Annotated in this window: 21 protein-coding genes; 9 read left to right on the top strand and 12 right to left on the bottom strand. The window is 68.1% G+C overall.

Going from position 1 to position 20,047, the window contains the following annotated elements; all coding sequences use genetic code 11:
* Positions 1–86 precede the first annotated feature (86 nt).
* Positions 87–2,795 carry a TIGR02302 family protein gene (locus tag CXY91_RS22390; RefSeq protein ID WP_100963492.1) on the top strand — a complete coding sequence of 903 codons (2,709 nt, stop codon included), beginning with the start codon at positions 87–89 and terminating at the stop codon, positions 2,793–2,795.
* Positions 2,796–2,924: 129 nt separating this feature from the next.
* Here CXY91_RS22390 and CXY91_RS22385 read toward each other — a convergent pair whose 3' ends face one another.
* Entirely contained in the window at positions 2,925–4,226 is a 1,302-nt protein-coding gene (locus CXY91_RS22385) for an aminotransferase class V-fold PLP-dependent enzyme (RefSeq protein ID WP_100963490.1), read from the bottom strand.
* A gap of 134 nt (positions 4,227–4,360) precedes the next feature.
* Between CXY91_RS22385 and CXY91_RS22380 the strand changes: the two genes are divergently transcribed.
* Positions 4,361–4,963, top strand: a complete 603-nt coding sequence (locus CXY91_RS22380) for a glycoside hydrolase family 19 protein (protein WP_091836369.1) — start codon at positions 4,361–4,363, stop codon at positions 4,961–4,963.
* 4 nt (positions 4,964–4,967) lie between these two features.
* Here CXY91_RS22380 and CXY91_RS22375 read toward each other — a convergent pair whose 3' ends face one another.
* Positions 4,968–6,122 (bottom strand): trans-sulfuration enzyme family protein, encoded by a 1,155-nt coding sequence (locus CXY91_RS22375; RefSeq protein WP_091836367.1) that lies wholly within the window; start codon positions 6,120–6,122, stop codon positions 4,968–4,970.
* Positions 6,123–6,266: 144 nt separating this feature from the next.
* On the opposite strand from CXY91_RS22375, the gene CXY91_RS22370 reads away from it, so the two are divergent.
* Positions 6,267–6,737, top strand: a complete 471-nt coding sequence (locus tag CXY91_RS22370) for a TspO/MBR family protein (RefSeq protein WP_248307599.1) — start codon at positions 6,267–6,269, stop codon at positions 6,735–6,737.
* Between the two features lie 4 nt (positions 6,738–6,741).
* Here the strand turns inward: CXY91_RS22370 and CXY91_RS22365 are convergent, their stop codons facing one another.
* The 5 genes from CXY91_RS22365 to CXY91_RS30345 all read right to left on the bottom strand — a co-directional run bounded on the left by CXY91_RS22365 (position 6,742) and on the right by CXY91_RS30345 (position 9,410).
* A complete protein-coding gene (locus CXY91_RS22365) occupies positions 6,742–7,149 on the bottom strand; it encodes a type II toxin-antitoxin system VapC family toxin (RefSeq protein WP_100963485.1) in 408 nt (135 codons plus the stop codon).
* 9 nt (positions 7,150–7,158) lie between these two features.
* On the bottom strand, positions 7,159–7,428 hold the full coding sequence (locus tag CXY91_RS22360; protein ID WP_100963483.1) for an antitoxin: 270 nt from the start codon (positions 7,426–7,428) through the stop codon (positions 7,159–7,161).
* Between the two features lie 71 nt (positions 7,429–7,499).
* Positions 7,500–7,874, bottom strand: coding sequence for a response regulator (locus tag CXY91_RS22355; RefSeq protein ID WP_091836358.1), 375 nt, complete (start codon positions 7,872–7,874; stop codon positions 7,500–7,502).
* Between the two features lie 4 nt (positions 7,875–7,878).
* Positions 7,879–8,439, bottom strand: a complete 561-nt coding sequence (gene hpt / locus CXY91_RS22350; RefSeq protein ID WP_199777537.1) for a hypoxanthine phosphoribosyltransferase — start codon at positions 8,437–8,439, stop codon at positions 7,879–7,881.
* Positions 8,440–8,582: 143 nt separating this feature from the next.
* Positions 8,583–9,410, bottom strand: coding sequence for a zinc-ribbon domain-containing protein (locus CXY91_RS30345; RefSeq protein WP_158673549.1), 828 nt, complete (start codon positions 9,408–9,410; stop codon positions 8,583–8,585).
* Positions 9,411–9,711: 301 nt separating this feature from the next.
* Here CXY91_RS30345 and CXY91_RS22340 point away from each other — a divergent pair, with 301 nt between their 5' ends.
* The 5 genes from CXY91_RS22340 to CXY91_RS22320 all read left to right on the top strand — a co-directional run bounded on the left by CXY91_RS22340 (position 9,712) and on the right by CXY91_RS22320 (position 13,550).
* Positions 9,712–10,335 carry a cell division ATP-binding protein FtsE gene (locus CXY91_RS22340; protein ID WP_244543891.1) on the top strand — a complete coding sequence of 208 codons (624 nt, stop codon included), beginning with the start codon at positions 9,712–9,714 and terminating at the stop codon, positions 10,333–10,335.
* The gene (locus CXY91_RS22335; RefSeq protein WP_349236604.1) at positions 10,322–11,299 is read left to right on the top strand and encodes a cell division protein FtsX; all 978 of its coding nucleotides are present in this window, start codon (positions 10,322–10,324) and stop codon (positions 11,297–11,299) included. Before CXY91_RS22340 ends, CXY91_RS22335 begins: the two co-directional genes overlap by 14 nt.
* A gap of 137 nt (positions 11,300–11,436) precedes the next feature.
* On the top strand, positions 11,437–12,171 hold the full coding sequence (locus CXY91_RS22330) for a YdcF family protein (RefSeq protein ID WP_100963481.1): 735 nt from the start codon (positions 11,437–11,439) through the stop codon (positions 12,169–12,171).
* Between the two features lie 51 nt (positions 12,172–12,222).
* Positions 12,223–13,005, top strand: coding sequence for a lysophospholipid acyltransferase family protein (locus CXY91_RS22325; protein WP_100963479.1), 783 nt, complete (start codon positions 12,223–12,225; stop codon positions 13,003–13,005).
* A 59-nt stretch (positions 13,006–13,064) separates the two neighbouring features.
* Positions 13,065–13,550, top strand: coding sequence for a hypothetical protein (locus tag CXY91_RS22320; RefSeq protein WP_158673548.1), 486 nt, complete (start codon positions 13,065–13,067; stop codon positions 13,548–13,550).
* Positions 13,551–13,630: 80 nt separating this feature from the next.
* On the opposite strand, the gene CXY91_RS22315 is transcribed toward CXY91_RS22320, so the two are convergent.
* Entirely contained in the window at positions 13,631–14,188 is a 558-nt protein-coding gene (locus CXY91_RS22315) for a gamma-glutamylcyclotransferase (RefSeq protein WP_100963475.1), read from the bottom strand.
* A 139-nt stretch (positions 14,189–14,327) separates the two neighbouring features.
* Between CXY91_RS22315 and CXY91_RS22310 the strand changes: the two genes are divergently transcribed.
* Positions 14,328–15,386 carry a DUF2125 domain-containing protein gene (locus CXY91_RS22310; RefSeq protein WP_158673547.1) on the top strand — a complete coding sequence of 353 codons (1,059 nt, stop codon included), beginning with the start codon at positions 14,328–14,330 and terminating at the stop codon, positions 15,384–15,386.
* 112 nt (positions 15,387–15,498) lie between these two features.
* Here CXY91_RS22310 and rpoH read toward each other — a convergent pair whose 3' ends face one another.
* The 4 genes from rpoH to CXY91_RS22290 all read right to left on the bottom strand — a co-directional run.
* On the bottom strand, positions 15,499–16,395 hold the full coding sequence (rpoH, locus tag CXY91_RS22305) for an RNA polymerase sigma factor RpoH (RefSeq protein WP_091836342.1): 897 nt from the start codon (positions 16,393–16,395) through the stop codon (positions 15,499–15,501).
* 209 nt (positions 16,396–16,604) lie between these two features.
* Positions 16,605–17,636 (bottom strand): RluA family pseudouridine synthase, encoded by a 1,032-nt coding sequence (locus CXY91_RS22300; protein ID WP_100963471.1) that lies wholly within the window; start codon positions 17,634–17,636, stop codon positions 16,605–16,607.
* Positions 17,637–17,792: 156 nt separating this feature from the next.
* Entirely contained in the window at positions 17,793–19,448 is a 1,656-nt protein-coding gene (locus CXY91_RS22295; protein WP_100963469.1) for a heme biosynthesis protein HemY, read from the bottom strand.
* A gap of 14 nt (positions 19,449–19,462) precedes the next feature.
* Positions 19,463–20,047: COG4223 family protein (locus CXY91_RS22290; protein WP_158673546.1), on the bottom strand; the 585-nt coding region annotated here is incomplete at its 5' end.

Genomic DNA, 20,047 nt, shown 5'->3' with positions numbered 1-20,047 from the left:
CTGGTCACGCCACAATCACGTGCTAGCCTCTCTGCTCGATCGATGAAGCCAGGAGAGGCGCCGCGGGGGGCGGCCCGGAGCATCGGATGAGCGAAGCACCGCGCCGCACGGCGCTAGATTCGGTTGGTACGATCCGCAAGCGGCTGGAGCGGCTCACTGCGGCCTCGCGGCTGTCGCTCGCCTGGGAGCGCCTCTGGCCGAAGCTGTGGGCGCCGCTCTGCGTCGTCCTCGCCTTTCTCGCCGTCTCCTGGCTCGGGCTCTGGCTGTATCTGCCCTGGTGGGGGCGGGCTGCCGGCTCCGCCGTCTTTGCTCTGCTTCTGCTGGGAAGCTTCTGGCCGGCCGTCACCGGTCGCTGGCCGAGCCGCCGCGAGGCGCTGTCCCGGCTCGACCACTCGATGGACGGGGCTCACCGTCCGGCGACCTCGCTCGAGGATACGCTCGCGGTCGGCGGGAAGGATCCGGTCTCGCAGGCGTTGTGGACGCTGCATCTGCAGCGTCAGAGTGCTCACGTCGCGGCGCTGAGGGTCGCGCCGCCACAGCCGCGCATGGCCGGGCGTGACAGGCGGGCCTTGCGCGTCGTGCCGCTGGTCGCAGCGGTCGCCGGCTTCTTCGTCGCCGGGCATGAGGCCCTGCCGCGGCTCGCCGCCGCCTTCGACTGGCGCGGACCTGCGCTTGCCGCCGCGGCTGTCCGGATCGATGCTTGGATCGACCCGCCCTCCTATACGCGCATGCCGCCGATCCTGATCGATTTCGGCAGGCTCGCCAGCCCGAACTTCAACGTGCCCGAGAAATCGACGGTGGTGGTGCGCATCGCCGGCAAAAGCGGAATGGATGTCGCAACGACCGGCCGGCTCGATGCCGTACCGGTCGAGGGCAAGCCCGGCGAAGTCAAATCCGGAGACGCCAAGCCGGCGCCGGCCAAGGCCGCGCCGCCGAATACGGTCGCAGTGACCGAGAAGCGCTATCTCGTGGCCGGCGACGGCACCCTGCGCATCACCGGCTCGGGCGCCCCGGCGCAGACCTTGAGCCTGCACGCGATCATCGACCAGAAGCCGGAGATCGCCTTCGCCGATGCGCCCAAGCCCGTCAGCGGCGTGCAGGGCGGGCTCGGCCTCAGCTATCGCGCGAAGGACGATTACGGCATCGCCTCGGCCGAAGTGCTGGTCTCGCGTGTCGGGCCGATCACGGGTGGCCGCTCGCTGGTCGAGGCGCCGAAGCAGGTGCTGCCGGTGCCGCCCTCCGGTTCCGGCGACGACGAGATGAAGAGCACGGTCGATTTCTCGGCCCATCCCTGGGCCGGCGCCAAGGTCAATATGAGCCTCCTGGCGCGCGACGAGACCGGGCAGGAGGGACGCAGCGAGACCCTCGAGGTCGTGCTACCGCAGCGGACTTTCACCAAGCCGCTGGCCAAGGCGCTGGTCGAGCAGCGGCGCAAGCTCGTCATGGACGTCGACAACCGCAAGAAAGTTCAGCTTGCGCTCGACGCGCTGATGATCGAGCCCGACCGCTTCATGAAGGAGACCGGTGTCTATCTCGGCATGCGCATGATCGGCGAGCGGCTGCGCCGCGCCGCCAGCGACGACCAGCTCCGCGACGCCGCCGAGATGATGTGGGCGCTCGCGCTGCAGCTCGAGGATGGCGACCTCTCGGATGCCGAAAAGGCGCTCAGGGCCGCGCAGGAGAACCTGGCGCAGGCGCTGGAGCGCGGCGCCTCCGAAGAGGAGATGAAGAAGCTCACCGAAGATCTGCGCCGCGCCATGGACCAGTACATGCGCGAGCTTGCCCAGCAATGGCAGCGCCAGCAGCAGAACGGCGAGCAGAACCAGGCGCGGTTGCCGGAGAATTTCCGAACGGTGACGCCGCGCGACCTGCAGAACATGCTCAACCGCATCGAGGAGCTGACCAAGCGCGGCGACATGGCCGAGGCGCAGCGCCTGATGGAGGAGCTCAACAACCTCCTGAACAACCTCAAGACGGCGCGCCCGGGCCAGCAGGACCCGCGCCAGCGCGAGATGAACCAGGCGTTGGGCGATCTCGACCGGATGACGCGCGAGCAGCAGCAGTTGCGCGACGAGACCTACCAGCAGGACCAGCAGAACCAGAACCGCACCCAGCAGGGCCGCCGCCCCGGCCAGCAGCAGGCGCGTCCCGGCCAGCAGGGCCAGCGCCAGCAAGGGCAACAGGGCCAGCGCGGGCAGCGCGGCCAGCAACCCGGGCAGCAGCCTGGCGAGGACGGCGAGGGCGAGGACGGCCAGAACGCCGAAGGCGGGCAGGGCCAGGGACAGCAAGGGTTGTCGCAGCGCCAGCAGGCCCTGCGCGAGCGGCTGCAGGATCTGCAGCGGCGCATGCGCGGCATGGGCGCCGACCCCGGCGAGCTTGGCGAGGCCGAGGATGCGATGCGCGAGGCCGAGGGCCAGCTTGGTCAAGGCCAGGATGGGCAGGCGGTCGATTCGCAGGGGCGGGCGCTGGACGCCTTGCGCAAGGGCGGCCAGAACCTCGCCCAGCAGATGCAGGGCGAGCCCGGCGAGGGCGAGGGCAACGAGAACGCCTATGGCGAGCCGGATGGACGCCCTGCCGGCAGGCCGTCGGCCCAGCAGCGCGACAACAACGATCCTCTGGGGCGGCCGCAGCGCCAGCGCGACTGGGCCGATGGCCGCGTGCGCGTGCCGGGTGCCGACGAGAGCGCGACGCAGCGGGCGCGGCGCATCCTCGAGGAACTGCGGCGGCGCCTCGGCGATCCGCTGCGGCCGACCGAGGAACTCGACTATCTGGAGCGCCTGCTGCGGCGGAATTGATCTGACGGTCCCGCGTCATCCTCGGGCTTGACCCGAGCATCTCAAGCCGGATGAGGCGCAAGCCAGCGCCTTCTCGTCACGAGATTCTCGGGTCTGCGCTTCGCGCTGCCCGAGAATGACGGCCAAATCTCAACCCGCCCTATTGCCCGAGACGACCGCGAGCGCCGCGATGAAGCGGTCGAGGTCGGCTTCCGTCAGATAGGGGGCCGGCGAGATGCGGATGGTGTTGCCCTTGGCGACGCCGCCGCGTCGCACCGTCATCACCTTGTGCTGGTCGCGCAGCGCCGCGACGACAGCGTTGCAGTCGGCGGCCGAGCGCTTGCCGGTCAGGGCGAAAGAGGTGATGCCGGCGACCATCTCGGGATCGTCCGGCGTCTGGATCTCGACGCCCTTGAGCTCTCGCGCCTTCGCGACCCAGTAGTTGCGCAGGTGCCGGTAGCGCGCCTCCTTGGCCTGTGGCCCGACTTCCTGGTGGAGGGCGAGCGCGGCGGGAACCGTCAGCTGGGCGGCGAAGTTCGGCGTGCCGGTATGGATGCGCGAGCGGACATCGTCCGGCTTGAAATCCTCGTCGCCGTAATGGGTGTCGATATCGGCCAGCCGTTCGCGCGCGATGTAGATCAGGCCGACGCCGAGCGGAGCACCGATCCATTTGTGCAGGTTGAAGCCGATGAAATCGACGCCGAGATCCCTCGCCTTGAAGTCGATCTGGCCCCAGCTATGGGCCGCGTCGAGGATGACGTCGATGCCGCGCGCCTTGGCCATGGCGGCGAGCTCCCTGACCGGCATCATCAGCCCGGTGCGGTGGCTGATATGGGTGAGCAGAAGCAGCTTCGTCTTCGGATTGGCCTTGAGCGCGGCCTCATAGGCGGCGAGCACATTGGCTTTGGTCGCAGGCTCGGGGATATCGAATTTCGCGACCTCGACGCCGCGCCGGCCTTTCAGCCAGTTCATCGCGTACTGCATCGAATCATAGTCGAGATCGGCGTAGAGAACGCCGTCTCCGGGTTTCAGCTTGTTGTAGCCGGCGATCAGCGTCTGCAGCGCTTCGGTGGCGCCGCGGGTGAGCGCGATCTCCTCGCGGGCGACGCCGAGGAAATCGGCCAGCGGCGTGCGGATGTTGTCGAGATCCTGGCCGATCTTGCTGCGGGCATAGACGGTGTTCTCGAAGTTCACGAAGTCGGTCAGGCGCTTGAACTCGGCCTTCACCGGCTCGGCCATGATGCCCCAATAGCCGTTCTCGAGGTTCACCATGTCGGGCGTGACGCTGTAGAGGCGCCGGACGGCATCCCAATAGCCGGTGTCGGTGGCAAGGTTGCTCGTCGGCACAGGCGGAAGCGAGCGGGCGAGGGCGGGCGCTGCCGCAGCGGCGAGCGCGGCAGTGCCGAGGCCGGCGAGCAATGCGCGGCGATTGAGAGCGGTGTCGGTGGTCATGGCGAGCTTTCCCTGGGACGGAGGCCCTCGCTAGACGCGCGCTGTTTCAGCGCCATGACGGTTCTGCCGGCGAACTTATCCCCGCACAGCGAAACCGATGCATACTCGCGCAAACGCGCAACAGGAGTGCCGCCATGTCGATGCAGGGATCGCCAGCCGAAGATATACCGGTCGAGGAGCCGCAGGCTCCGCGGCAGCCGGATCTCGCCGTCAGTCTCGAGCGCCTGTCGCGCCTTGCGCCGATCGGCAAGGCCGAGATCATGGGCAACATCGCCCTGCATTTCACCCGGCTCGCCGCCGAGGCCGATCTGACAACGCCGCTGCGCGTCTGCCATTTCCTGGCGCAGGCCGCCCATGAGACCGACCGTTTCCGCACGCTCGAGGAGAAGGGCGGGAAGAAGCAGTTCGCCAAATACGAAGGCCGCGAGGATCTCGGCAACACCGAGCCCGGCGACGGCGCGCGCTATCACGGGCGCGGCATCTTTCAGCTCACGGGGCGGGCCAACTACAAGCGCATCGGCCGGATGCTGAACGTCGATCTCGAAGGGCGGCCGGAGCTGGCGCTCGATCCGCGCATCTCGGTCCAGATCGCCTTCGCCTATTGGCGCGACCGCAAGATCAACGCCGCCGCGGATCGCGACGATGCGGCCCGGGTCACCCAGCTGATCAATGGCGGCCTGAACGGGCTCGCCGACCGCCGGCAATTGCTGATCACAGCGAAGGGCATCTGGTTCTGAGGTTTCAGCCGTGCCCGGCCTTCAGCGCCTGGTCGAGATCGGCATAGAGGTCCTCGACATCCTCGATGCCGGTCGAAAGGCGCAGCAGGTCGGGCGGGCAGGGCGAGCCGGCGCCCTCGATCGAGGCGCGATGCTCGATCAGGCTCTCGACACCGCCGAGCGAGGTCGCGCGCTTGTAGAGCTCGACATGGGCGGCCGACTTGACCGCCGCCGCCTCGCCGCCGCTGACCTGGACGGAGAGCATGAAGCCGAAGCCGCCTTCCATCTGCCTGGCGGCGATGTCGTGGCCGGGATGCTGCGGCAGGCCGGGATAGAGCACGCGCGAGACCAGCGGATGGGCGGACAGCTTCTGCGCCAGCGCCATGGCCGAAGCCGACTGGCGCTCCTGCCGGACATGGAGCGTGCGCATGCCGCGCATCAGGAGATAGGCCTCGAACGGGCCGAGAATGCCGCCCTGGCCCTTGCGGATGGTCTTGATCCGGTTCCAGAACTCGTCATCGGCATTGGCGCAGAGCGCGCCGGCGACGACGTCGGAGTGGCCGTTCAGCACCTTGGTTGCGGCGTGCATGACGATGTCGGCGCCGAGCGTCAGCGGCCGGGTATGAACCGGCGAGGCGCAGGTCGAATCGACCGCGAGCCTGGCCCCGGCTGCATGGGCGATCTTCGCGACCGCGGCGATGTCGGTGATGGTCCAGAGCGGGTTGGACGGGGTCTCGGCCCAGATCAGCTTGGTGACGCCGGGCTTCACCGCTTCCTTGAGCCTGGCGAGGTCGTCGGTCTCGACGAAGTCGATCTTCAGGCCCCAGCGGGTCGCCTCGGTCAGCAGCCAGGCGCGCAGGGCCCAGTACATCACTTTCGACGCGACGACGTGATCACCGGGAGAGAGCGCCTGGAACACGGCGGTCGCCGCGGCCATCCCCGAGCCGAACAGCAGGGCGCCGGCCTTGGCCTCTTCCAGCATGGCGAGGACGGCCTGCGCCTCATGGACCGTCTCGTTGTCCGGCCGGCCATAGATGAAGCCGGAGGAATAGGCGTTGTCCTCGTCGCGGATATAGGTGGTGGAGACATGGATCGGCGGCACCACGGCCTTGGTCAGCGGATCGATCTTGCCTAGCGCCTGCGCGGCGAGCGAACGGGGGTGCAGCGGGCGCTTGGTCATGAGGCGATCCGATTTCCACTATGTGAGAAAATTCATCTCACCTGAATTGTTGCGGTGCAAGAGGCTCGTCTTGTGCGGCGCGCAGGCGCACCCCATTGTCGCCGCATGAGCATATCGTCAGGCAGCACCGATCGTCAGCTGAATGTGTGGCTTGCCGCGCTCCTCGCCATCCTGCCGGTGGTCGTGGCGTCGCTGATCGGCAGCGCCGTGACGGTGCCGCAGATTCCGGGCTGGTATGCCGGCCTCGCCAAGCCACCGTTCAATCCACCAAACTGGCTGTTTGCTCCGGTGTGGACGACGCTGTTCGCACTGATGGCGCTGGCTGCGTTCCGTACACTGCGCCGGCCAGTCGATACGCCGGGCAGGGCGCAGACGCTGCTCGCATATCATGTCCAACTCGTGCTCAACATGCTCTGGTCCTGCGCCTTCTTCGGCCTGAACAGCCCGGCGGGCGGGCTCGTCGTGATCGCGACGCTGCTGGCGGCAATGATCTGGACGATGCGGCGCTTCGCAGTGCTGGGCGACAGGCTGTCCGTGGCGCTCTTTTTGCCCTATCTCGCCTGGGTCTCGTTCGCGAGCCTGCTCAACGCCTCGATCTGGTGGCTGAACCGCTGAGCGCTCATTCCGCCCAATCTGTGACCATCAAGCCGGGGACGCGCTCGAATTCGCGGCGATTGCCCGTGACGAGAACGGCGCCGCGCCGCCGAGCCTGGGCTGCGATCAGAATATCGTAGGCACCGATAGGCATGCCGGAGGTTTCCAGCGCGGCGCGAATGTCGCCGGCCTCGGCGGCATCCTCGGCCTCGAAAGAAAGCACGTCGAAGCCCTCCGCCAGGAAAGCATCGAGGACCCGCGTGGAGGCCTCGCGCCGCATGCTCTTGGCGATGCCGTAGCGGAGCTCGAACAGGACGATGGCGGGGACGAGGAGTGTCGTTCCTATCGCCAATTCTTGGCGAAGCCGCTGCTCGATGGCCGGAACGCGGCCATTGATCGCGTATACGATCACATTGGTGTCGAGGCAGAACATCGGATCGCCTCAGACGAATGCGATCTCGTCTTCGTCGGCCGGCGGAGGATCATCCGGCAGCCCGTCGACCAGGAAATCGCGGGCGCCGAGTTCATCGAGCCGGGCGCGCCAAGCATCTGCATCGAAGGGCGCGCCCGCGATCGGTTCGAGGATGACCTTGTCACCGACCCTGCTGACCCGCACTTCGCTGCCCTCGAAGCGGAACTCCTTCGGCAGCCGCACCGCCTGGCTGCGGCCATGCATGAAGAGCTTGGCTCTTGCCGAGGAAGCGGTCCCCATGTCACAGGCTCCAACTGGCGATATCTACCAAAGATAGATATCATCTGCCGAGCGTCAAGAGACGAATGGCTTCACCCGATCGAGCGCTCGATCACGCGCAGCACCGTCTCGCGCAGTTCGGCGATGGTGAAAGGCTTGGTCATCACCTCCGAGACGATCGTCTCCAGGCTTTTTGCCCGCTCGCGCTGCTCGGCATAGCCGGTCATCAGCATGATGGTGAGGTCGGGGAAGTGCTGCTTGGCGGCGAGCGCCAGCGCGATGCCGTCCATCAGCGGCATGCGGATATCGGTGAGCAGCAGGTCGAAATGGCCCTGTTCGGCCATCAGGATGTCGAGCGCCTCGGCGCCGTCGCCGGCGGTCAGGCAATCGTGCCCATCCATGGCGAGGCCGCGCGCGACCAGCGAGCGCAGGCTCTCCTCGTCATCGACCACGAGAATGCGCGACATCGCTTCAGATCCCCGGCAGACCGGCCTGGTCGGCGGTCTCGATCACGCCGACATAGGGCAATTGGCGATAGGAATGGGCGACGTCCATGCCGTAGCCGACGACGAAATAGTCGGGGCATTCGAAGCCGACATAGTCAGCCTGGATATTGACGGCGCGCTTGGCCGGCTTTTCCAGCAACACGGCTGTCGAGACGCGGGCGGCGCCGCGCGCCGCGAGCAGGTCCTTGGCGAAGGCGAGCGTACGGCCGGATTCGAGGATATCGTCGACGAGCAGGACATGCCGGCCGCGGACATCGCTCTGCACATCCCGCAGAATCTCGACTTGGCCGGAAGAGACGGTGGCGGCGCGATAGCTCGACAAATGCACGAACTCCACCTGTGGAGTCATGCCGGCGCGATGCATGGCGCGGATCAGGTCGGCGACGAACATGAAGCTGCCCTTCAGCACCGCGACGACGAGCAGGTCCTCGCCGGCATTGGCGGCGATATCGCTGGCCATCTCGGCATTGCGTGCGGCGATCGCCGCCTCGTCATAGAGAACGCGGATACGCTTGGGCTGGGACATCGACGACAGTTCCTTTCGGCGCGGGCCGATGCCCGCGCAGCCCCGTAATCGCGGGCTCATCTCAACAGGCCCCAGTCATAGCGTCCATGCGCCGACAATTGAAGCGGCTGGGCGGTGGCGGTGTGGAAACCAGCCGGAAGAGATCAGTTGAGGCTGGCGACGCCGCCGGGGCTGCCGGCGGCGAAACGAAGCTGCACGGAGCGTCCGTCATTGGGGGGCGAGGCGAGGCGGGCACGGAAATGCATCAGCTCCGCCGGCTCCAGCGACGGGCGCGGCGGCTCTGTCGTCCAGCTGTAGAGCACCTTGCCATCCTCGCTTCGCACCATCACCGTGATCGGCGGCACCTTGGTCGTGCCCTTGGCGATGTTGGTGACATCGCCGGAGACGACGAGGAAGCGACCCTGCTGATCCTGAACCAGTTCGCTCTCGACGGCGCTGAAGGCGAGCCCGCGCACATTGACCGGCAAGCCGATGCTCGCGTAGAGCCCGGCGAATTGCGGTACCGTCCGGACGATGCGCTCGCGCTGCCAGAGGCCGAGGCCGAGCGCGGCGAGACCGGCGGCGACGAAGAGGCCGGCCGCTGCCGAGGACAGGCGTGCCGCCGGATTGCGGGGCCCGATCCAGCTGCGCTTGCGCCCGGGAGGCCGCGATGGCGCTGCGTCCGGCTGCGGAGGCTCGGTCTGCTCCGATGCGATCGCCGAGATGTCGGCGTCGATCTCGGCGGCGCGGCGCAGCTCCTCCTCCAGCTCGGCGGCGGTCTGCTCGGCGCTGGGAGGGCTGGGAAGCTCCGGGATCGCGGCATCCAGGTCGGATTGCAGGACGTCATCCGCCGGTTGCGCGTCGGAGGCGCGCGGTGCCTCGATCTGCCAGGTCGTCTGGCAGCTGGCGCAGCGCACCTTGCGGCCGCCGGTCCCGATCTTGGCCTCGGCGATCTCGTACCGGCTGGCGCAGTTGGGGCAGACGATCTGCATGGCCTTAAAAATGCTCGCTCCGCGCTGCATCTCAGAGATGTCGGTCCGGAGCCTGATCCTCTGCTCGCTGCGCGCAAGCGCAAGCGGGTGCGGTCGGCGGCTCCGCCTCCCATAGGGTCGATTTATGGTTAACGTCGCGTAAAGCCTGCGCCGCGCGAGGCTGAGGAAAACCTGCCGGCGCTTTCCGCCGGGCAGACGTCTCGGTGTAAGGTCCTGTCGGCGCTCGTCCGGCACGATTCGGAAAAGATCAGCGAGAGGAAGTGCGTTGGTTCGGTTCGAGAATGTCGGCTTGCGGTACGGGATGGGGCCGGAGGTGCTGAAGGACATCAACTTCAGCATCGCGCCGCGCTCCTTCCAGTATCTGACCGGGCCGTCGGGCGCGGGCAAGACCACGTTGATCCGCCTGGTCCTGATGGCGCTCAAACCGACGCGCGGACTGGTCAACCTGTTCGGCCAGGACGTCTCGCGCCTCGAAGCCGCCACGCTGACCGACTTTCGTCGGCGCATGGGCGTCGTTTTCCAGGATTTCCGTCTGCTCGATCACCTGACCGTCTACGAGAACGTCGCGCTGCCGCTGCGCGTCCTCGGCAAGGACGAGGCGAGCTATCGTGCCGAGGTCGTCGAACTGCTGCGCTGGGTGGGGCTCGGCGAGCGCATGCATGCCGTGCCGGCGGTCCTGTCCGGCGGCGAGAAGCAGCGCGCCGCGATCGCGCGCGCCCTGATCAGCCGGCCGCAATTGCTGCTCGCCGACGAACCGACCGGCAATGTCGATCCCGGCCTTGGCCGGCGTCTGCTCAGGCTGTTCATGGAATTGCAGTCGCTGGGAACGGCGGTGGTGATCGCGACCCACGACATCGCGCTGATGGAACTCTACGACGCACCGCGCCTCGTGCTGGCGGATGGGCATCTGCATGTCGATGCCTGAGCCCCTCGACATCGACGAGGCCGAGGAAGAGCGGCCGCGCGGCAGTCAGCGTCTGCCGGCGAGCCTGCGCCGCGACCAGCCACTGGTGCCGGTGGATTCGGTTGCCGGGCGCGCACTCGTCGTCGTCATCGCCATCCTGACCTTCCTGGCGGCGCTGAGCGCCGGGGCGGCACTGCTCGCCGCCCGTGCCTCCGAGCAATGGCGCGGCGCGGTCGCCAACGAGATGACGATCCAGGTCAGGCCCGATCCGCGCCGTAACATCGAGCGGGACATCTCCCGCGCGGTCGAACTGGCGCGCGCCGTGCCGAGCGTCGCCGAGGCCAAGCCGATGCCGAAGGCGGAGTCGGACAAGCTGCTCGAGCCCTGGCTCGGCGCCGGGCTCGACCTCGTCGAGCTGCCGATCCCCCGATTGATCGTGCTGCGGCTGTCCTCGACCTCCGCCAGTGAACTCGTCGCCTTCGGCCAGACATTGCGGCGCGAGGTGCCGAGCGCGACGCTCGACGACCACCGGCTCTGGGTGCGCCGGCTCTCGACCATGGCCAGCACGATCATCCTTGCGGGCGTCGCGGTGGTACTGCTGGTGCTGGTGGCGGCCGGGCTCGCCGTCGCCTTCGCGACGCGCGGTGCCATGGCCGGCAGCCGCGACTCGGTCGAGGTGCTGCATTTCGTGGGGGCGACCGACGAGTTCATCGCCCGCGAATTCCAGACGCGCTTCGTCGCACTCGGCCTGCGCGGCGGCGCGGCCGGGGGACTGGCGGCGATCATCGCGATCGCGCTGCTCGGCTTCCTGTCCTCGGCCTGGAGCGCAACGCCCGAGGCCGACCAGTTGCAGGCGCTGTTCGGCGCCTTCGAGATCGGCTGGTCCGGCTATGCGGTCGTCATCCTGGTCGCGGCTGTTGTCGCGACGATCGCGGGACTCGTCTCGCGGCTGACGGTGCGCCATTATCTCAGAGCAATGGGCTGACTCGCTGCGCGGCGGGGTTGTGGGAATGCCGTCATTGTGCCCGATTGGGCCGTTAGTATCCCGATCTCATGGTGCTGCTTGGAACCCGGCAAGGTCATTTTCCCTGCGTTGAGGACAGCCCGGCTGCCCTGCGACCGATGACGACGCCTGCTTCCCCGCGGCGCCGCTGGTTTCGCCGTCTCCTGTTCTGGAGCGTCCTTCTCTGCTCTTTCGTCGTGGTTGCCGGCTATGTCCGGTACACCACCGGCCTGTCGCTGACCGAAGCCGGCGCGCCGCCGCGCACGGATGCGATCGTCGTCGTCACCGGCGGCGCGCAGCGCATCGACGACGCCGTCAGCCTGCTCAATGCCGACCGCGGACGGCGCCTGCTGATCAGCGGCGTCAACGAGCGGACGGGCCGCGACGAACTCGCCAAGCTCAACCCGAGCGCGCGCGAGGCGCTCAACTGCTGTGTCGACCTCGATTATCGCGCCCGAAACACCATCGGCAACGCCATCGAGACGCGCCGCTGGGTTCGCCGCCACGATTTCCGCTCGCTGCTGGTGGTGACGTCGAACTACCACATGCCGCGCACGCTGCTCGAACTGCGCCATGCCATGCCGGGCGTGCGCTTCGTGCCGCATCCGGTGGTGACCGACCAGGTCGACGTCGCCGGCTGGTGGCGCGACTGGCACGCGATCCGCCTGCTGGTGCCGGAATACCTCAAATACCTGGTCGCCGCACTGCGCAGCAAGCTCGAGACCGACCCCGAGACCTCGCGGCTTTCCGTGATCATCGGCGGCCGCAAGCCGATCTCGCCCAAGCCGGGCGAACTGATCGGCCCCGATTACGACAAGCGCTCGCGGGCGCCGGCACCGCCGCGCGGTGCCTGATCTTTCCGGCGGGCTCTTGACGTCCATCGACCGCCGGGGTTCTTGCGGACCATGCTGCTGATCCGCTCCCTGCTCTTCAATGTCGCCTTCTATCTGAACCTTTCATTCTGGCTGCTCGCAGCCATGATGACGATGGTGCTGCCGGCGCGCTTCCTGCTGAAGGTCGCGCTGTGCTGGGCGCAGACGTCGCTTTGGTGGATGCGGGTGATCGTCGGCACGCGCTATGAAATCAAGGGGGTCGAGAACATTCCGCCCGGCGGCATCATCATGGCGGCGAAGCACCAGTCGACCTGGGAGACCTTCGCGCTGATCACGGTGTTCCGCAATCCCGTCTACATCCTCAAGCGCGAATTGACCTGGCTGCCCTTCTTCGGCTGGTGCCTGCTGAAACTCAGGATGATCCCGGTCGATCGCGGCGCCCGCAGCCGGGCCCTGCAGGCGGTGACCCGGCGCGCCAAGGTCGAGCTCGGCCAGAACGGGCGCCAATTGATGATCTTTCCGGAAGGCACGCGCCGGCCGGCCGGGGCCGAGCCGGCCTATAAATACGGCGTCACCCATCTTTACACCGAGCTGGGCGTGCCTTGCGTGCCGGTCGCGCTCAATGCCGGGCTGTTCTGGCCGCGGCGCAGCCTGATCAAGCGGCCGGGCACGATCAAGGTCGAGATCATGCCGACGATCCAGCCAGGCATGGACAAGGCGACGTTCCACGCTTTGTTGCAGGAGCAGATCGAGACCGCGAGCAACCGCCTCCTGGCGGACGGGCTGGCCGAACTCGAGCGGCTCGGAGTGCCCGCTCCTGTCAGCATACGGCAGGAGCCGCAGCCCGGCGCCTGATCGGCCTTGACATTGGGTCGTTCTGTTCCGATTTTGTTCTAGAACAAAGGAGGAACGATATGGCTGCTTTGGCCCGAGCCCGTTTCCCACTCGACCGTAACCGGTCACTGGACACCATGCCGCGCCAGCTCAATCTGCTGGAGGCGCTGCAGCCTGCCAAGGCGGAGCGCGCGGCTCCGCTGTTCGAGGATGCTTCGGCCTTGTCGGGGCAGGTCCGCGAGATGCCGCTGCGCGCCACCGCGCAGCTCGCAGAACGGCGCTTCACCGCCTGGCGCGGTCGCTCGGGACGGCGTTATGTCGCCTCGATCTTCGGCATCCAGGATGGGCATGCGCTCGGCTTCACCGACGCGGTGCTGCTGGCGGTGTCGACGGACCGCAAGATCGTCGCCGCGCGCGACAGTGGCCCGTTCGGAATCGATGCGGCTCTGACGCGCTGGCGTGATGCCGTCGCCATGGCCGGCGCCAGCGAGATCCATGTCCATCTCCTGGCGGAAGACAGCGCCGGCCGTCGCGCCGCGCTCTGCGACCTGATGCCGGAGGCGTGAGTCTCGTGTCGCGTGTTTCTCAACCCTCATCCTTCGAGACGGCCCTGCGGGCCTCTTCAGGATGAAGATTGAGAGGGAACTCAGCCGATCGCTGGCCCGCTCGCCCTGTCGAGCTCGGCGACCAAATGAGCCAGCAGCGGGTCGTGGATCCCCATTTCGTGCAGATGCTCATGGGTGCGCCGGACATAGTCCGGATTCTCGCCAGAGACGCCCTTGCCCTGGCGCACGAAGGCGAGCACCGCTTCCTCGGGCAGACGGCCGGCATATTGCTCGTGGTTGCGGTCGGCGATGTAGGTGAGTGCATTGAGCCGCCGCCCGTCGTCGAGCCGCAGCGCAAGCCGCCGTTCGAGATAGACCGAAGTCGCCTGCTCGCGGGCGCGTAAGTAGTCGATCGTCTCCTCCGCCTGCTCGGCGGCGACGCGGAAGGCGACGCCGCGGCAGATGCCGCCGCGATCGAGGCCGAGCACCAGCCCCGGCACCTCGGGCGTGCCGCGATGAACATGCGAATAGATGCAAAGCGCGCGGTGATAGCCGTGCAGGCGAGCGCCGGCGCGCTCGACGAAGGCGAAGCCAGGGCGCCAGATCAGCGAACCGTAGCCGAACACCCAGAGATCTTCCGGCGGAAGCGGCGCCGTCATCCGTTTCCTCACAATTTAGCCCGTTTGCCTCGCCAGAGAGGCTTCGCGACCGGTTGGCGGATAATCTGCGGCGGCGCTGGCGTGCCGCGGCCCCGGTCGCTATCAACCTGCCGAGATTTTCGCAATGGAGCGCCCGCGCATGTCAGATCCCACGCCCGTGCGCCGGCATGGCCGCTTCTGGCTCTACGCGCCCTTCGTGCTGCTGGCGCTGCTCGCTGCCGGCTGGTCCGCCATCTGGGGCTTTGCGCGGAGCAGGGTCGATCAGGAACTCGATGCCGGCATCGCCCGCGAGGCAGGGGCCGGCCGCAACTGGACCTGCCGGGAGCGCAGCGTCGGCGGCTATCCCTTCCGCATCGAGGTGCGCTGCGCCAGCCTGACGCTGACTTCCTCGCGCTGGGGCGACGAGGTCAAGGTCGATGCCGGGCCGGCCGTCGCGGTCGCGCAGGTCTGGACGCCCGGTCACATCATCCTGCAGATGACCGGGCCGATGCTGGCCAGCCTGCCGCAAGGCCGCAAGGCCGCGCTCGACTGGAAGGAACTGGCCGCGAGCCTGCATCTCAGCGGGCTCGCCTTCGAACGCTTCTCGGTGGTGCTGGGCGAGCCGGTGCTGACCGTCACCGAGCCGGGGCAGGCCGCTGCCGAGACCTGGCGGGCGAGCGCCACCGAAGTGCATCTGCGGCCCAATCCGCAGCGCTTCGCCAGTGACGGCTCCGTCGATCTCGCCGTCAACGCAAAAGGCGGCGTGCTGCCGGCGCTGGAGGCGCTTATTGGCAATGGCCAGCTTGCCGATCTCGATCTGCAGGCCAGCCTGTCGCGCGCGCTGTCCTTCCGGCGGGGGTTCAACCCCGATGCGCTCGAAGCCTGGCGCACCGCCGGCGGCCTCGTGGACGTGACCAAGCTCGTCCTGACCAAAGGGCCGACCCGGCTGGAGGCGAGCGGCCAGCTGACGCTCGACGAGGCCCACCGGCCAGCCGGCAAGGTCGTGGCGGCAGTGGCCGGCATCGACCGCATCGCCGGCATCAAGGTCGGCGGGCTGACGGCGGGGCTGGGTGCCCTGCTCGGCGGTCGCACCGGCGATGGCGGGCAAAGCAATACGGCGGCAGGGCTTTCGCCGCTGCCGCCGCTGGTCCTGCGCGAAGGCAGGGTCTTCCTCGGGCCGCTCAGGCTGCCTCTGCAGCCCTTGCAACCTCTCTACTGACAAAAGAGCCGGCTTCAATCAGATCGGAACGACCTGATTGAAACCGGCTCTCGTTCTTGTCTGGACAGCGTTTTGCCGATCAGCTCGCGGTGCAAGCTGATCGGAACGGGCGCTAGGCTGCGGGCAGGGCGGCCCGCGGCGCCTCGATCTTCACCAGCGCCTTCTTGACCGCGTCCTGCACCTTCTCGAAGGCGCGGACCTCGATCTGGCGCACGCGCTCGCGAGAGACGCCAAACTCCTCGGAGAGCTCCTCCAACGTGATCGGGTCCTCGGCGAGGCGGCGCGCCTCGAAGATGCGGCGCTCGCGGTCGTTCAGAACGCCCAGCGCCTCGCGCAGGGCCAGATGGCGGTTGTCGCTCTCTTCCGAATCGGCGAGGCGGCGCTCCTGGCTCTCGCTGTCGTCGACGAGCCAGTCCTGCCACTCTCCTTCGCCATCCTCGCGCAGCGGCGTGTTCAGCGACGCGTCACCGCCGAGCCGGCGATTCATGTCGATCACGTCCTGCTCGTTGACACCGAGCTTGGTCGCGATGGTCTTGACCTGATCGGGCTTGAGATCGCCCTCGCCCAGTGCCGAGATCTTGCTCTTGGCCTTGCGCAGGTTGAAGAACAGCTTCTTCTGGTTGGCGGTGGTGCCCATCTTCACCAGCGACCAAGAGCGCAGGATGTACTCCTGGATCGACGCCTTGATCCACCACATCGCATAGGTCGCGAGCCTGAAGCCCTTGTCGGGCTCGAAGCGCTTGACCGCCTGCATCAGGCCGACATTGCCCTCCGACACGACTTCGCCCATCGGCAGCCCGTAGCCGCGATAGCCCATGGCGATCTTGGCGACGAGGCGCAGATGCGAGGTCACGAGCTTATGGGCCGCGTCGCGGTCGCCATGCTCGCGCCAGCTCTTGGCCAGCATGAATTCCTCGTTCGGCTCCAGCATCGGGAACCGACGGATCTCATCCAGGTAACGTGAAAGTCCGCCCTCCGCGGACATGACGGGCAACGACGCAGTCGCCATGCTCGTACTCCTTTCCGGCTCCCGCCGAGCGGCGAGCCAACCACCCGATGTTCCATCGGGCAGGATCGTCCGGTGCTATGCGTTGACGACGACCTTCGCCCTGTCGCCCGCTGAAAACACCCTAGCGGCGCCCCTTTAGCCATCCGCTTTCGCAACGCAGTATAGACGATGCGAGGGTGGCGGAAAGTGGGCAGCGCAGCAAAAATCGGTCACAGGATCGAGAGTTCTGCTTGCAAACGTGCAAACTCGGTCGGTGGTTCCGACTCGAAGCGCAATTCTTCGCCGGTGACCGGATGCTCGAAGCCGAGCAGGCGCGCATGCAGCGCCTGGCGGCCGAGATCGGCGAGCGCCGCCTGGGCATTCTCGGGCAGGCGGCTCGCCTTGGTCATAAAGCCGGAGCCGTAGAGCTGGTCGCCGAGCAGCGGGTGGCCGATATGGCTCATATGGACACGGATCTGGTGGGTGCGACCGGTCTCGAGCTGGCATTCGACCAGGCTTGCCAGCGCCTCGACCTCCTCATGACCGCGCAGCAAGGGCGGATAGCGTTCGATCAGCTCGATATGGGTGATCGCTTCGCGGCCCCGGCCTTCGCCGACCACCATCATCTTTTCGCGATTGCGATTCGAGCGCTCGATCGGAGCGTCGATCGTGCCGGTCTGCCGGCGCGGCGAACCCCAGACCAGAGCGAGATAGGCCCGTTCGAGAGGGCCGGTCCGGCCATGGTCGGCGAACTGCTTGGCGAGGCCGCGATGCGCCTTGTCGTTCTTGGCGACGACGAGCAGGCCGCTGGTGTCCTTGTCGAGCCGGTGGACGATGCCGGGCCGGCGTACGCCGCCGATGCCGGACAGGCTCTCGCCGCAATGGGCGATCAGCGCGTTGACCAGCGTTCCGTCCTCATGGCCGCCGGCGGGGTGGACGACGAGCCCGGCCGGCTTGTCGATGACGATCAGGTGCTCGTCCTCGAAGACGACGGTGAGCGGGATGTCCTGGCCGACCGGCGCGGCCGGCTTGGCCTCGGGCATGATGAGGGAGAGGCGCTGGCCGACGGCGACCTTGCGGCTGGCATCGGCGACCACCACACCGTCGATGCTGACGCCGCCTTCCTTGATCACCTGCTGCAGGCGGGCGCGGGAAACCTCTCCGCCGAGCAGGGCGAGCGCCTTGTCGAGGCGCAGGCCGGCCTGCTCGGGCGCGATGACGAGGTCGATGACGGGTGAAGTGGTGATCTCGGAGACGGTCATGCGCCGTCTATAGGCGCCCGGGGCGCAAAGATCACGCGTCATGCTCGGGCTTGACCCGAGCATCTCAGGCGGGAGGAGGCGCTGGTTAGCGCCTTCGCGTCGCGAGAATCCCGGCTCTTCGCTGCGCTTCGGCCGAGAATGACGCCCGCTTTAGCGTCAACTGAAAATCCGGAACCGGCCCTTGGTCTCGCCCGGCGCCTGCTGCTCAGGGCCTGGATCGTCGGGTGCATGCGCCACCGGAAAGACGACAGGGGCAGGCTTGGCCTGCGGTGTCGCAGGCTTCGTCGCCGGGGGAGCGATCTCGACGACCGGCTCGGCCGGAGGAGGGGCGGCCGCAGCGACCGGTTCAGGCCTGGGCTCGACCTTGGGCTCCGGCTTCGCTGGTTCGGGCGCAGGCGGCGGAGCGAGACCGGCAGCGGCCGGAACCGTCACCGCTTCCGCGACCTCGGCCTTGCCTTCGAGCAGCGGCGCAGAGGGGTCGTCGAGATCGGCGAGGACATCGTCTTCGAAATGGGCGCCCTGGCTGCCCAGCGTCGCTGGCGGGACCGTCCAGACGAACGCGTCGAGCCGGCCCGAGATCGGCGAGATCGGCAGCCACTTGTCGGAGACGAGCCCATCTGCGACCCAGGCGGCGTCGCGCGGGGCGCGGGTCGCGCGGGCCAACCATTCGCGGACGCGGCCGGTGGCGCCGTGCTCGGCCTCTTCCAGTTCGGCCATCAGCAGGCAGGCACGGACCGAGGCGCCGCCTGCAAGCAACGGCTTCAGCGCGGCGCGAGCGCGGGCGAAGTCCTGCGCATGGATGGCGGCTCCGGCGAGCGCCAGCACGCCCTCGGGATCGGCGGGCCGGAGCCTGGTCAGCATTTCTGCTCGGGCGAGGCGATCGCGGGCGCTGTCGCCGGGGCGAACATCGAGATAGGCGCCGGCGATATCGGGATGCGAGACCTGTTTCCAGGCCGCCTCCAGCAGACGCGCCGCTTTCTTGATGTCGCCGCGCTCCGACAGCATCCGGCCGGCGAGCGCTGCGGCCGGAGTGAGGCCGGGCGCGAGCTTGACGGCTTCGAGCGCGGCGGCGAGCGCCTTTTCGGGCTCGCGGTCCTTGGCCTCCAGCGCTTCGGCGGCGAGCAAGACGGCGCGCTGGCGCTTGGCCTCGCCTTTGTCGGCAAGGCGGAGCGCGGCGCGACGCTCGACCGCGGTGCGAGCCGCCTGCCAGTCGCCGGCGGCGGTGTGGAAATCGAGCAGGGCGTCATTGGCCCAGGCGAGCGAGGGCGAGCGGCGCACCGCGTCGTCGGCAAAGGCGCGGGCGGCGGCCATGTCGCCGCGCCGGCGGGCCTCGACGAACAGACCGCGCAGGCCGAGCACGCGCGTCTCCGGCTTGTCTAGCATCGCCTTGAAGGCGGCCTCGGCCTGGCCGCGATCGCCGGAGAGCTGGGCCGATTGCGCCTCGAGCAGAAGGGTCAGGGGCTCGTTGGCGACGAATTTGCGGGCGTCGACGGCATAGCGCCCGGCAGCCACGGGATCGCCCGCGCCGATCGCAACCATGCCGCGCGAGATCGCCTCGAAGCCGCGGGCCCGGCGCCTGGCCCGCGAGGCGTAGCCGAAGGCGGAGGGCAGGCCGAAAACGAAGCGCACGATCGCCCAGGCGACCAGAGCGAGGAAGGCGAGCACGACGACGCCGATCGCCGCGATCGCGACGCTGGTTTCGATGCGATAGCCCTGCCAGAGGATCGAGACCTCACCGGGCCGATCGGCGAGCCAGACGGCGCCGGCGGCGAGGGCGGCGATGACGAGGAGATAGACCAGTACGCGAACCATCGGGATCTATCCTCTCAGCCTGCCGTGCCCAGCGCCGCGACCGCATCCTGCGCGATGCGGTTGATCGTCGTTTCCGCGCTCGCGCGCTGCTTCAGCGCCGCGCCGAAGGCTTCGCTGCCACGCCGCGCCGGCTCGGGCAGTTGCGTCCAGAGCTCGGCGGCCTTGGCGATGTCGTTCTGGACGAGGGCGCCCTCCAGCCTGATCGGCAGGGTCGCAGGATCGCTTGAGCCGGAGTCGCCGACCGGGCGAATGGTGACGATACGGCTCGCCAGTCCGAGCAACTTGTCTTCCCAGCTGTTCGCGGCCGGGGTGGTCTCGCGCACGAACAGGGTCTGATGGCTCTTGAACTGCGCCAGCAGCTTGTCGCGTGTCGGTGCTCCGGTGCCGGCGACGGCGGCGAGCGCCGCCTTCTGCTCGGCAGGGATATCGCCGAGTGCGGTCAGGTCGGCCTGGAAGGGTCGGCCGGAACCGATCGCGTCGCGGATGCGCTCGGCCAGGACGACGCGGGCGGCGGCGAGCGCCTGCCTGCTCGGCTGCGCGGCGCTCTTGGCCGCGGCCTCGACGCCGGCAAGGCGCTGGCCCAGCGTCGCTGCCGCATC

This window comes from Allobosea sp. FBZP-16 (assembly GCF_002831785.1).
In the GTDB taxonomy this organism is placed as follows: Bacteria; Pseudomonadota; Alphaproteobacteria; order Rhizobiales; family Beijerinckiaceae; genus Allobosea; species Allobosea lupini.
This window is presented reverse-complemented; position numbering and strand designations above follow the sequence as displayed.